This window comes from Aquimarina rhabdastrellae, assembly GCA_947387485.1.
In the GTDB taxonomy this organism is placed as follows: Bacteria; Bacteroidota; Bacteroidia; order Flavobacteriales; family Flavobacteriaceae; genus Aquimarina.
The window spans coordinates 419,520-431,716 of sequence record CANDNT010000002.1 but is presented as its reverse complement, the minus strand read 5'-3'; the positions used below and the strand labels follow the sequence as shown (position 1 = coordinate 431,716).

Annotated in this window: 11 protein-coding genes; 4 read left to right on the top strand and 7 right to left on the bottom strand. The window is 34.2% G+C overall.

All coding sequences use genetic code 11. The annotated features are described in order from the left end of the window. Positions 1-296 precede the first annotated feature (296 nt). The 7 genes from ACYEKI_RS06485 to trhO form a co-directional block, all read right to left on the bottom strand. Positions 297-953 (bottom strand): 3-oxoacid CoA-transferase subunit B, encoded by a 657-nt coding sequence (locus ACYEKI_RS06485; protein ID WP_459210360.1) that lies wholly within the window; start codon positions 951-953, stop codon positions 297-299. A 17-nt stretch (positions 954-970) separates the two neighbouring features. After that, positions 971-1,612 carry a peroxiredoxin gene (locus ACYEKI_RS06480; protein ID WP_459210359.1) on the bottom strand — a complete coding sequence of 214 codons (642 nt, stop codon included), beginning with the start codon at positions 1,610-1,612 and terminating at the stop codon, positions 971-973. 20 nt (positions 1,613-1,632) lie between these two features. After that, on the bottom strand, positions 1,633-2,334 hold the full coding sequence (locus tag ACYEKI_RS06475; RefSeq protein ID WP_459210358.1) for a CoA transferase subunit A: 702 nt from the start codon (positions 2,332-2,334) through the stop codon (positions 1,633-1,635). 103 nt (positions 2,335-2,437) lie between these two features. Then, the gene (locus ACYEKI_RS06470) at positions 2,438-4,750 is read right to left on the bottom strand and encodes a penicillin-binding protein 1A (protein WP_459210357.1); all 2,313 of its coding nucleotides are present in this window, start codon (positions 4,748-4,750) and stop codon (positions 2,438-2,440) included. A gap of 38 nt (positions 4,751-4,788) precedes the next feature. Then, complete coding sequence (locus ACYEKI_RS06465; protein WP_459210356.1) at positions 4,789-5,274, bottom strand: gliding motility lipoprotein GldH; 486 nt, start codon at positions 5,272-5,274, stop codon at positions 4,789-4,791. Continuing rightward, complete coding sequence (locus ACYEKI_RS06460) at positions 5,261-6,634, bottom strand: PSP1 domain-containing protein (RefSeq protein WP_459210355.1); 1,374 nt, start codon at positions 6,632-6,634, stop codon at positions 5,261-5,263. Before ACYEKI_RS06460 ends, ACYEKI_RS06465 begins: the two co-directional genes overlap by 14 nt. A gap of 195 nt (positions 6,635-6,829) precedes the next feature. Next, a complete protein-coding gene (gene trhO / locus ACYEKI_RS06455; protein ID WP_459210354.1) occupies positions 6,830-7,861 on the bottom strand; it encodes an oxygen-dependent tRNA uridine(34) hydroxylase TrhO in 1,032 nt (343 codons plus the stop codon). 456 nt (positions 7,862-8,317) lie between these two features. On the opposite strand from trhO, the gene recA reads away from it, so the two are divergent. From recA to ACYEKI_RS06435, 4 genes are all read left to right on the top strand, one after another. Then, on the top strand, positions 8,318-9,331 hold the full coding sequence (recA, locus tag ACYEKI_RS06450) for a recombinase RecA (RefSeq protein WP_459210353.1): 1,014 nt from the start codon (positions 8,318-8,320) through the stop codon (positions 9,329-9,331). Positions 9,332-9,458: 127 nt separating this feature from the next. Continuing rightward, positions 9,459-9,884: a hypothetical protein gene (locus ACYEKI_RS06445; RefSeq protein ID WP_459210352.1), complete on the top strand. Its 426-nt coding sequence runs from the start codon at positions 9,459-9,461 to the stop codon at positions 9,882-9,884. Between the two features lie 18 nt (positions 9,885-9,902). Next, positions 9,903-10,451, top strand: a complete 549-nt coding sequence (locus ACYEKI_RS06440) for an RNA polymerase sigma factor (protein ID WP_459210351.1) — start codon at positions 9,903-9,905, stop codon at positions 10,449-10,451. Position 10,452: 1 nt separating this feature from the next. Next, entirely contained in the window at positions 10,453-12,084 is a 1,632-nt protein-coding gene (locus ACYEKI_RS06435) for a hypothetical protein (protein ID WP_459210350.1), read from the top strand. Positions 12,085-12,197 lie beyond the last annotated feature (113 nt).

Sequence of the window (12,197 nt, the reverse complement as noted above, 5' to 3'; positions counted from 1 at the left end):
AACTATTTACTCATCACTATCTACTTATTACTTATAAAAAAAGCATTTTTGATGCATTGGTCTCGATACAATTTTATTTCGTTATGCTACATAAAATCACTCGACCTACATCAGTTGTTTACTCATTAACTAACTCACCTCTAATCACTCTTTACTAAAAAAACATTCTAACTTACACCGGTCATTCAGTCTGTGGTCATTGAGCCTGCCGAAATGACGAACTCCATTACTCGTCACTTATAAAATAGAAAAGCTACGCATGATGCGTAGCTTTTCTATTTTATAAAGTTTTTTGTTTAATCTAATTGCATTTCGGGAATATCGCCTTCAATGATTAGTGTTCCAGCTGTAGCAGCTTCTATCTCTGCTACGCTTACTCCTGGTGCTCTTTCTAAGAGTTTAAATCCTGCTGATGTTATTTCTAATACAGCTAAGTTTGTTACTACTTTCTTTACACAGTTTACTCCTGTTAATGGTAATGAGCATGATTTAAGCAATTTTGATTGTCCAGCTCTATTGGTGTGCATCATTGCTACAATAATGTTTTCTGCACTGGCTACAAGATCCATTGCGCCTCCCATTCCTTTTACCATTTTACCCGGAATTTTCCAGTTGGCTATATCTCCGTTTTCTGCAACTTCCATAGCGCCTAGTATCGTAAGGTCTACGTGTTTTCCTCGTATCATACTAAAGCTTGTTGCCGAGTCAAAGAATGAAGCGCCAGGCATCGTGGTAATGGTTTGTTTTCCTGCATTAATGATATCTGCATCTTCTTCTCCCTCAAAAGGAAAAGGTCCCATCCCTAATACTCCATTTTCGCTTTGAAATTCTACTTCGATTCCTTCGGGAATATAATTTGCTACCAGCGTAGGAATTCCTATCCCTAGATTAACAAAATAACCATCTTCTAGTTCTTGTGCTATACGTTTAGCAATTCCGTTTTTATCTAACATAATGCGATAGTTATTAATTAATCTAGATTGGGTTGTGGAGTCATCCTTAAATAAGGTTTGATTTCTTTATGTCCTTTAGGGAATAGTTCTGGAATTTCTTCATTGGTTACTGCTGGTACAATAACACAATCATCTCCGTGATTCCAGTTTGCTGGTGTCGCCACTTTGTGATAAGCTGTAAGTTGTAAAGAGTCTATTACTCTTAATAGCTCATCAAAATTACGCCCAGTTGATGCTGGATATGTAATGGTAAGTTTGATCTTTTTATCTGCTCCTATTACAAACACAGATCGCACTGTTAATTTACTATCTGCATTAGGGTGTATCATATCATATAACTCTGATACTTTTCTGTCTTCGTCTGCTATAATCGGAAAATTAACTGTAGTATTTTGAGTTTCATTAATGTCTTTGATCCATCCGTGATGAGAGTCTAATCCATCTACACTTAATGCAGCAACTTTTACATTGCGCTTATTAAACTCTTCTGTATATTTTGCTACGGTACCTAGTTCTGTTGTACATACTGGTGTATAGTCGGCTGGATGTGAAAATAACACACCCCAGCTGTCTCCTAGCCATTGGTGAAAATCTATTTTTCCTTCTGTTGTTTCTGCTATAAAGTTTGGTGCTTCGTCACCTAATCGTAATACTGCCATGTTTTTTCTTTTTTAATTTTTTAGTTTTTAGTGCGAACCGTACGTTGCTCGATTCTTTTCTCAAAACGTTCTCCTTGAAAAATTCGCTGTACAAAAATCCCTGGAATATGCACTTGGTTAGGGTCTAAAGTTCCTGCTGGAACAAGTTCTTCTACCTCTGCCACAGTGATTTTTGCTGCTCCACACATACATGGATTAAAATTACGGGCAGTACCTTTAAAAATTAAGTTCCCTGCTTCGTCACCTTTCCATGCTTTTACAAAAGCAAAATCTGCCTTAAAAGCTTCTTCTAAGACATACATTTTTCCGTTAAATTCTCTTGTTTCTTTTCCTTGGGCTACTTCTGTACCGTATCCTGCCGGAGTATAAAAAGCAGGGAATCCCGCTTGTGCAGCTCTACATCGTTCTGCTAGTGTTCCTTGAGGTATTAATTCTACATCAAGTTCACCACTTAGCATCTGACGTTCAAATTCATCATTCTCTCCTACATAAGAAGAGATCATTTTTTTGATTTGTTTTTCTTGAAGTAAAAGCCCTAAACCAAAATCGTCTACTCCTGCATTATTAGAAATGCATGTAAGACCTTTTATATTACGTTTTACAAGTTCTGCTATGGCATTTTCTGGAATTCCACAAAGTCCAAAACCTCCTAACATAAGAGTCATATCGTCTTGTACTCCATCTAATGCTTCTGTAACACTTGCTACCGTTTTACGAATCATAATGTGCTATTTTTAGAGTACTAAAAGTACTAAAAAAATAGCGCATTATATAGGTTGTTTAGCTTTCTTTAAGAGTTATTCTTATTGAATAGAAAACTATATCTTAAATCTCAAATTCGTCATCTTCACTTTCTTCTGACTGTTGCATTTTCTTAAACTTCTCACAGTCAACCTCTATAGAAAGCTCTTCTGGTTTTTCAAATGGTTCTTTGGAGATCTGAAGTTCTTTATCTTCATAACATTTTCTCATGAAAATCGCCCATATTGGCAATGCCATTGTAGCTCCTTGACCATATCGTACTGTAGGGAAATGTACAGCTCTATCGTCTCCTCCTACCCATACTCCCGTAGTTAAATTAGGTACAATCCCCATAAACCATCCATCACTTTGATTTTGTGTAGTTCCTGTTTTTCCTGCAATAGGATTTCTAAATTGGTATGGGTATCCTGTAATTACATTTTTATAATCATAACGCTCAGATGGCCCTGTACGTAAACGCATTCCCGATCCTGATTGCGTTACACCTTCCATTAAATTAAGTGTTACATAAGCTGCTTCTTGACTGATAACATCTTTTGTCTCTGGAATGAATTGGTATAAGATTGTTCCGTTTTTATCTTCTATACTTGTTACCATTACTGGTTTTGTATAAATTCCTTTATTAGCAAATGTGCTATAGGCTCCCACCATTTCTGATAGTTTTAAATCTACAGATCCTAAACATATAGATGCTACTGATGGAATCTCTGATTCTACTCCCATCTTATTCGCTAACCTTATGATTGGTTCTGGGCCTATACGGTCCATCAATCTAGCCGAAACTGTATTTACCGACTTTGCTAATGCAGACTTTAAGTTTAGGTACCCTCCATAATCCCCATCACTATTCTTAGGTGTCCAATCATTTGTTACTCCATATTTCCCTTTAGGAATCGTTATTTGCGTATTAGGTAAGGTATCACATGGTGATAATTTTAATTGATCTATAGCTGTAGCATAAACGAAAGGCTTAAATGTAGATCCCACTTGTCTTGTTCCCTGATCTACATGATCGTATTGGAAGTTTTTATAATTTATTCCTCCTACCCAGGCTTTAATTTGCCCTGTTTGTGGCTCCATTGACATTAATCCTGTACGGAAGAACGATTTGTAGTACCAGATAGAATCACGTGGTGTCATGATCGTATCTTTTTCTCCTTGCCAAGTAAACACAGTCATCTCTGTTTTCTTATCAAAAGAGGCTAAAACTTCGGCTTCACTTTTACCTTGTTTTAGCATTTCTTTACGTCTACCTGAAGTCTTTATTGCTCTATTGATAATAGCATCTATTTGACTTTTTGTAAGATCTCTAAATGGTGCTGTTTTATTTTTTTCGTTTTGCTTATTAAATTCTTTCTGCAATCTAGGCATATGTTCCGCCACTGCTTCTTCGGCATAACGCTGCATACGAGAATCTATAGTTACATTAATCTTTAATCCATCTCTATAGATATCATAATAGATTGTATTTCCGTCTTCGTCTTTACCTTTTGGGTTAGCTTTTACCCAATCTTGCATCCATTTCTTTAAATATTCTCTAAAATATGTAGCAATTCCATCACTATGTCCTTCTGGAGAGAAGTCAATCTTCATTGGTAATTGCTGTAAACTGTCTCGTTCTCTTTCTGTGATATAGCCATATTTTTCCATTTGACTTAACACTGTATTTCTACGGTTGAAAGATTTCTTTTTAGAAATTGCTCTATGTGGGTTATACTGTCTTGGATTTTTAAGCATTCCTACAATTACGGCTGCTTCTTCTATTTTAAGATCTTTTAGGTTTGCTTTATTAAAGTAAATACGTGCCGCAGAACTCACTCCTATTGCTTGAAAAAGAAAGCCCTGTTTATTTAAATACATGGCTATAATCTCATTCTTAGTATACTGTCTTTCTAATCGTGTAGCAATTACCCATTCTTTTATTTTTTGCGTATATTTTTTCCATCCCTTGGCACGTTCTCCATGAAATAAAAGTTTTGCCAACTGTTGTGTGATAGTACTTGCTCCACCTTTACCTCCTAACGAAGTTAATGCTCTTAACGTTCCTCTAGCATCAATACCTGAATGTTCATAATATCGTGCATCTTCTGTAGCTACCAAAGCATCTACTAGGTGTTGTGGTAATTCATCAAAACTTACTGGTGTTCTGTTTTCTTCGAAATAGGTTCCTAAAATTTTTCCATCTGAAGACATGATTTGTGTTGCCAAATCACTTTTAGGGTTTTCTAACTCTTTAAAATCTGGCATAGGACCAAATGTGCCCCAGCTTGCCATCATAAATATTAGCACTCCTGCTCCTAATCCTAGGATAAATAATGCCCAAAACCACCCGATGTATTTCCAATTACTCTTAGGTTTACTTGTTGTTTCTTCCATATTTTGATGTAGATGTTACTTTTGCTATAATTTTATGACTATTGCACGTTTTCTATTCTAAAACCAACGTCGGTAATTCCTTCTAACATTTGTATCCCGTCTACTTCACCATTTTTTCGCATGGCATGTTGTATAGAAACTTTATAAATTCCTTCTTCGTTAAATTTTACGCCTTCTTTATACCACAATTTGTTTTCTTTTACATCTGTAAATCCTTCTCCTAACCATTGCCCGTCAGGTAAAGCCATTTCATATTGTAAAGTGTCTACTAGTACCTTTCCTTTAGGAAATTCTAAAGTAGTTATCAAGTATAAATTACTGTACTGATACTCATTTGTATTTCTCACATTAAGAAATACATTATAGGTTTTTGTAGTATCCAATTGTGGTATCGAGAAATGAGCAAGTGTATCTTTATGCCACCCATTAGGCATACTTTTATATTCGTCAAACACTTGCTTATTATCACAAGATATAAGCAAAACTAATAGTGTAAATAGTACAAAAATATTAAGCTTTGTCATTCTTTTTTTGATCCTGTTGGGGTTTACGCTTTCTATTATTTCGATTTTGATTCTTCCTTCTCGGTGTAGATTTACTTTGAGGAGTCTTCTTTCTTGGCTCTTTATCTTTATTGTTAGTATTATTAGCTACTCCTTTTCCTTTTCTAGGTTTTTGTGAGTTGCCATTGCCATTAGCGTTATTGTTATTATTCGCTGCTTTATTCTTATTTTTTTGTTGCCCAGAACGTTTATTTTTATTTCTATTGCGTCTATTTCTGTTACTTCTCTTAGGTTGATCAAAACGCGTAAGGCTATCTTGTCCTACAACGTTTTCAAAATCCATTTTAGTATCTTCAAGTAACTCTGAAGCAAACTCTTCTAGACTTGGTACCGGTTCTCCTGCTTCATTAGCTGCAATAATTTCCTGAGCATGTTCTGTGCTAATTTTATGCCAGTTCATCCACTCTCCTTCATACGCATACCACATATAGCCTTTAAAAATATCTATCTTTTGGCAGGTTGCAGTTCCTTTTTCTGTATGAAGCTTTGTTTCTGTTTTTGGGAAATCGTCTAAGGCATCTATATAGGCATCTAGCTCATAATTAAGACAACACTTTAACTTACCACATTGTCCAGCTAACTTTTGTGGGTTTAATGATAATTGCTGATACCTAGCTGCACTGGTTGTTACTGATCTAAAATCTGATAACCAAGTAGAACAACACAATTCTCTACCACAAGATCCTACTCCTCCTAATCTAGCAGCTTCTTGTCTAAATCCAATTTGTCGCATCTCGATTCTCGTACTGAATTCATGCGCAAACTCTTTAATCAACTGCCTAAAATCTACACGATCCTCTGCTGTATAATAAAACGTTGCTTTTGAGCCATCTCCTTGAAATTCGATATCAGAAATTTTCATTTGTAATTCTAATCGAATTGCAATTTCGCGAGCACGAACCTTCATACTTTCTTCACGGTCACGCGCTTTTTGCCATATATCTATGTCTTTTTGAGAAGCTTTACGATAGACTCTTTTTGTATCTTCACCATCAATTTCTACATTTTTCTTCTTCATTTGTATGCGTACCAACTCTCCTGTAAGAGTCACCATTCCTACATCATGCCCTGGAGAAGCTTCTGTCGCTACTATGCTTCCTATTGATAGTCCTAAGTTTTCTGTGTTTTTATAATATCCTTTTCTTCCGTTTTTAAAACGTACTTCTACATAATCAAATGGAGCTACACCATTAGGCATAGCCATATTGGAAAGCCAATCAAAGACTGTTAATTTATTACATCCATCTGTACCACAGGTTCCATTATTCTTGCATCCCTTAGGTTGCCCATCCTTACCTGAGGAACAACTACTACACCCCATATTATTTACCTATATTGAAATTTGCTTATGTATTTTTAACATAGCAAAAATGGTTCTTACTCTATATATCTATTCTAATATCTATATCCATGCTATTTTTTGCAAAGCGTAAAAATGCTCTTTTCTACAAAAAATAGCACTGGTTAAAGATACTATGATTTTTCTACAAACGATTACATTTGGAGCAAAATACCATTACTTCTTGAATTTCAATACTTCTGAACGTCCTTTTTTAAAGATTTTATTGCTATTAAATTTCCCTTTTCTTAAAGCTTTTTGCTCTTCATATGGTAATTTAATAATGTCTTTACATTCGTCTGAGCAACATGTATCCATTGTTGTTGCACATTCTTCGCATTGAATAAAAAGTAAATGGCAAGCTTCATTTGCACAATTTACATGCGTGTCACATGGTTTTCCACATTGGTGGCAATTAGAAATAACCTCATTAGAAATTTGCTCTGCTCTTCTATGATCAAAAACAAAATTCTTTCCTTTGAATTTGTTTTCTAATCCTTCTGATTCAACTTGTCTAGCATATTCAATGATTCCTCCTTCTAATTGAAAAACATTTTTAAATCCTTTATGCTTATAATATGCACTTGCTTTTTCGCATCTAATCCCTCCTGTACAATACATCACAAGATTTTTATCCTCTTTGTGCTCTTTTAGATCCTCTTCTATAATATCCAAAGAATCCCTAAAGGTATCTACATCTGGAGTAATTGCTCCTTCAAAATGTCCTATTTCACTTTCATAATGATTACGCATATCCACTAATACTGTATTAGGGTCTGCTATAATATCATTAAATTCTTTTGCTTTTAAATGTTTTCCTTTATTGGTAACATCAAAAGTTTCATCATTTAATCCATCTGCAAGAATCTTATCTCTTACTTTAACCTTTAACTTCAAAAATGATTTTGTATCCTGCTCTCTTGCAATATTTAAACGTATTCCGTTAAGAAAAGACACACTATCAAGGTGTTCTTTAAATGCATTAAAGTTAGGAGCGGGAACAGATAACTGTGCATTGATCCCTTCTTTGGCCACATAAATTCGACCTAAAACATCTAATTTATCCCAATTAAGGAACAAATGATTTCTAAAGACTTCTGGATTTCCAATATTTGCATATTGGTAGAAAGAGATAGTAATACGATCTTCTCCTGCTTGATCGATTAGCTCTGCTCTTTCTTTTGCACTTAATTTATTGTACAGTTGCATGCTATACTAATGTTTTTATGTTAAAAGAAATATATGTTTAATCACTCTAGGTGATATTTGGTGCAAAAATACAAATAGTAATTACATAAAAAAATGCCTTGAAAACCACTTCAAGGCATTTCTTCGGTTAATTCGTTACTAAAAAAATTTTTAAATCTTTTATTTATAGTAACGAAGCTAACCGCCATCAAAAATACAGCGTCTTATAGTAACTGTTGTAATTCCACAACAATCGTTTAAGATCACTCTTTTAAGAAATTTCATCTTCCCCTCCTTACTGCTTAATTTGTTCAATATTTGCTTTTTCACTTTGTAGATGCATATCTTTTTAAAAGGTTGCGTGATCGAGTGAAAAAAATCGAAAACTTTTTTAAACAGCAGCTATATTTAAATTGGTATGCCCAAAAAGTTGTAGTATTTTAGCGCAAATCATTAATAAAAAAGAAAGAGCAACGCATGAGTACTGATAAAGAGAAAGGTGCAAAATTAAAAGCACTGCAACTTACCCTTGATAAACTTGATAAAGCTTATGGTAAAGGAACTGTGATGAAAATGGGCGATAGCGCTATTGTTGAAGTAGAAACAATTCCTACTGGTTCGCTTGGTTTAGATTTAGCCTTAGGTGTAGGTGGATATCCTAGAGGAAGAATTGTAGAAATCTATGGTCCTGAATCTTCTGGTAAAACTACTTTAACGTTACATGCTATAGCCGAAGCTCAAAAAGCTGGTGGTATTGCTGCTTTTATTGATGCAGAGCATGCTTTTGATCGTTTTTATGCAGAGAAGTTAAATGTTGATATCGAGAATTTAATTATTTCTCAACCAGATAATGGTGAGCAAGCTCTTGAAATTGCTGATAATTTGATTCGTTCTGGTGCTATTGATATTATCGTTATTGACTCTGTAGCTGCTTTGACTCCAAAAAGTGAAATTGAAGGAGAAATGGGAGATTCTAAAATGGGGCTTCAAGCGCGTTTAATGTCTCAAGCTTTGCGTAAACTTACCAGCTCGATTAATAAAACCAACTGTACTGTAATCTTTATCAACCAGCTTCGTGAAAAAATTGGAGTAATGTTTGGTAATCCTGAAACGACTACTGGAGGTAATGCCTTAAAATTCTACTCTTCGGTACGTTTAGATATTCGTCGTTCTACTCAAATTAAAAACAGTAGTAGTGAAGTTATGGGTAACAAAACACGTGTGAAAATCGTTAAAAACAAGGTTGCTCCACCATTTAGAACTGCCGAGTTTGATATCATGTATGGTGAAGGTGTTTCTAAAGTTGGTGAAATTATAGATATAGGTGTCGACTATGAGATTGTGAAGAAAAGTGGTTCTTGGTTTAGTTATCAAGATACTAAATTAGGACAAGGTAGAGATGCTGTTAAATCATTACTACTAGACAATCCAGAACTTATGGAAGAGCTAGAGGAAAAGATTAAAGAAGCTATCAAAATTGCTAAAGAATAATTCTTTTCTTATTGATAAAAACAAAAAAATCCCGAAGTCTCGGGATTTTTTTGTTTTAAAGACGCAACCTTTTATTCTTAGCTACATCTACTCACTAAACACATTACTCAATTTTTTCTTAAAATACATGAAAAAAATAATTTTGATCCTTGCAATGATTGTCACTTTTGCAAGCTGTAGTACAGATGACGACGGTATTAATTTTTTCTTTGAAGCTGTACCCGTTCAAAGTGTAGAGCTCCCTAACACCTTTGTTAGAGGAGAAGTTTATTCTATTAAAATAAAATACTTAAGACCTACTAATTGCCATAATTTCAATAGTTTTGACTATACCCCAGTCAATAACGAACGTACTGTTGCTATTATCAATACTGTTTTTACAGATAGGTCATGTGAAGATATAGAAGAGCCCGAAAATGAAGTTGAAGTTGCTTTAAATTTTTTACCTGGCAATAGTTCTTCTTATGTTTTTAGATTTTGGCAAGGACGAGATACCGATGGTGAACATCAATTTTTAGTTGTTGAAGTTCCTGTCGTAGAATTTGATGATTAATTATTAAAATGACTGTGAGTGAGTTTAGAACAACTCATAAAAAAATGTAAGAAACAAGATGCTAAGGCACAGGAACAATTATTTAAACTCTACGGTAGTAAATTGTTTTCTCTTTGTCTTAAATATTCTCGTGATTATGCAAGTGCCGAAGATACCTTGCAGGATTCGTTTATTACAATTTTTGACAAAATCTCACAGTATAAAGGTAACGGTTCATTTGAAGGCTGGTTAAAACGTGTTACAATAAATACTGCTTTACAAAAATATCGTAAGCAAAAAGTTTTTGAAATTGTACACGAGGATCAGATCGAAGATATCGAGGTCGAGATTGACGAAGAACAATTCTCTCTTGATTATCTACTCCAACTCATTCAACAATTACCCGATCGCTATCGATTGGTATTTAATTTATATGTTTTGGACGGATATTCACACAAAGAGATTGCTGAGATGCTAACCATATCTGTAGGCACTTCTAAATCTAATTTGGCTAGAGCTCGATATATTTTAAAAGAAAAATTAGAGAATACTGACGATAGTCATTATTGTCAACAAATTGAAGGATGAGATGAGTGAAAAGAAAAACATAGATCGCATATTTCAAGAGCGCTTTAAAGATTTTGAAGTTGCTCCTAACGATGCTGTATGGAACAAAATACAAGATCGTAAAAAGAAGGATAAAAAACGTGTTATCATTATACCGCTATGGTGGCGTTTAGGTGGTATTGCTGCCATTATAGCTATCATCGCTAGTATTGGTCTTTTTCAAAACCCTTTTTCTAATACTACTACTTCTCCAACTATCGTCTTAGACGAAACTCAAAACGAGGACAGTACTACAGAAAAGAATAAAAATGACATAGTATCTACTCCTACACAAAACAATAACACAAAAGAACCTAATCAAATAGCATATGATTCGATAACTACTCTTACTCAAGAAGCTACTATTGTTGATAACACGACTGGTCACAAAAAAATCAACGCTTCGTCTACAGCATCAGTTCCTTCTCCTAATATAAAAACAACAACTCAAACTAGAGAGACTCAAATAGTAGCTACATCACCAAATAAGTTTAATAATAACGATAACAATACTTCTTTAATCCAAAATAAAGATCAGATTCAAAAAGACGTCTCTAGAACTTCATCTTTTAATACTACTGCTATTACAACTAAAAATGAATCTTCTGTTATTGCTCAAAACACTGCCATAGCTAATACATCAAAAAATAATATCTCAAACAATACTGATACTGAAGTTCATTCTTCTATAAAAAATACTGTAATCGATGCTTCTACAGAAAACTCTTCTGCTATAGCTATAGCTTCAAATGCTAGTGAGGTTTCTAAAATAGCTATTGATTCTATACAGCAACAAGCATCTGATGCTAATAAGAAATCCATCTTTGATGTCATTAAAGAGCAAGAGCAAGAAACCGAAGAAGCTATTGCTACTACCGATCAAAAGAGCAAAAAATGGAATGTAACTCCTAATATCGCACCTGTTTATTATAACTCTTTAGGGAATGGTTCGTCGATTAGTGATGAATTTTCTGACAACAATAAAAACGGTGGTATCAACCTTAGTTATGGGGTTCAAATTGCATATACAATTAATAAACGTTTAAGCATACGCTCTGGAGTTCATAATGTAGAATTGAGTTATGCTACAGAAAATGTAGGTTTTAGCCCTGCTGTAGATGCTAAAAACATCCCAAGCATTAACTATAATGCTAACTCTGAAACCATACTTGTAAGCGATTTTAAGCCTTCTGCTGCACCAATAAATAACTCATTAAGTACACTAGACCAAAGAGATCCCAATTTTATTCAAGACCTTGGTTTTTTAAATCAAGAAATATCTTATATCGAGGTTCCTCTTGAAGCTAGTTATGCTTTGGTTGACAAAAAATTAGGAGTTCAAATGATTGGAGGAATAAGTACTTTATTTCTTAAAGATAATACAGTCTCTATTAATGCAGGTGATTTTACCACACCAATAGGGGAAGCGAATAATTTAAATAACGTGAGTTTTAGCGGAAATATAGGTGTTGGGTTGAACTATAAATTAACGTCTAAGTTTAGGTTAAACTTAGAACCTATTTTAAAATATCAATTTAATGCTTTAAACGATAATCCTGGAAACTTTAAACCTTATTATTTGGGTGTTTATACTGGGGTTAGTTATAAATTTTAGTAAGATCATTGAGTGTTAAAACATTCATTATTAATATTAGTTGATTAGGTTAGTCTTTGCTTTACCATAGAAGCAATGAAAGCAAAAGCCGTTTCTGGGGAGGAACGGCTTTG

Coding starts and splice junctions, on each gene's coding strand:
- ACYEKI_RS06485 (WP_459210360.1), bottom strand. CDS start 953: ATGTTAGATAAAAACGGAATTGCTAAACGTATAGCACAAGAACTAGAA.
- ACYEKI_RS06480 (WP_459210359.1), bottom strand. CDS start 1,612: ATGGCAGTATTACGATTAGGTGACGAAGCACCAAACTTTATAGCAGAA.
- ACYEKI_RS06475 (WP_459210358.1), bottom strand. CDS start 2,334: ATGATTCGTAAAACGGTAGCAAGTGTTACAGAAGCATTAGATGGAGTA.
- ACYEKI_RS06470 (WP_459210357.1), bottom strand. CDS start 4,750: ATGGAAGAAACAACAAGTAAACCTAAGAGTAATTGGAAATACATCGGG.
- ACYEKI_RS06465 (WP_459210356.1), bottom strand. CDS start 5,274: ATGACAAAGCTTAATATTTTTGTACTATTTACACTATTAGTTTTGCTT.
- ACYEKI_RS06460 (WP_459210355.1), bottom strand. CDS start 6,634: ATGGGGTGTAGTAGTTGTTCCTCAGGTAAGGATGGGCAACCTAAGGGA.
- trhO (WP_459210354.1), bottom strand. CDS start 7,861: ATGCAACTGTACAATAAATTAAGTGCAAAAGAAAGAGCAGAGCTAATC.
- recA (WP_459210353.1), top strand. CDS start 8,318: ATGAGTACTGATAAAGAGAAAGGTGCAAAATTAAAAGCACTGCAACTT.
- ACYEKI_RS06445 (WP_459210352.1), top strand. CDS start 9,459: ATGAAAAAAATAATTTTGATCCTTGCAATGATTGTCACTTTTGCAAGC.
- ACYEKI_RS06435 (WP_459210350.1), top strand. CDS start 10,453: ATGAGTGAAAAGAAAAACATAGATCGCATATTTCAAGAGCGCTTTAAA.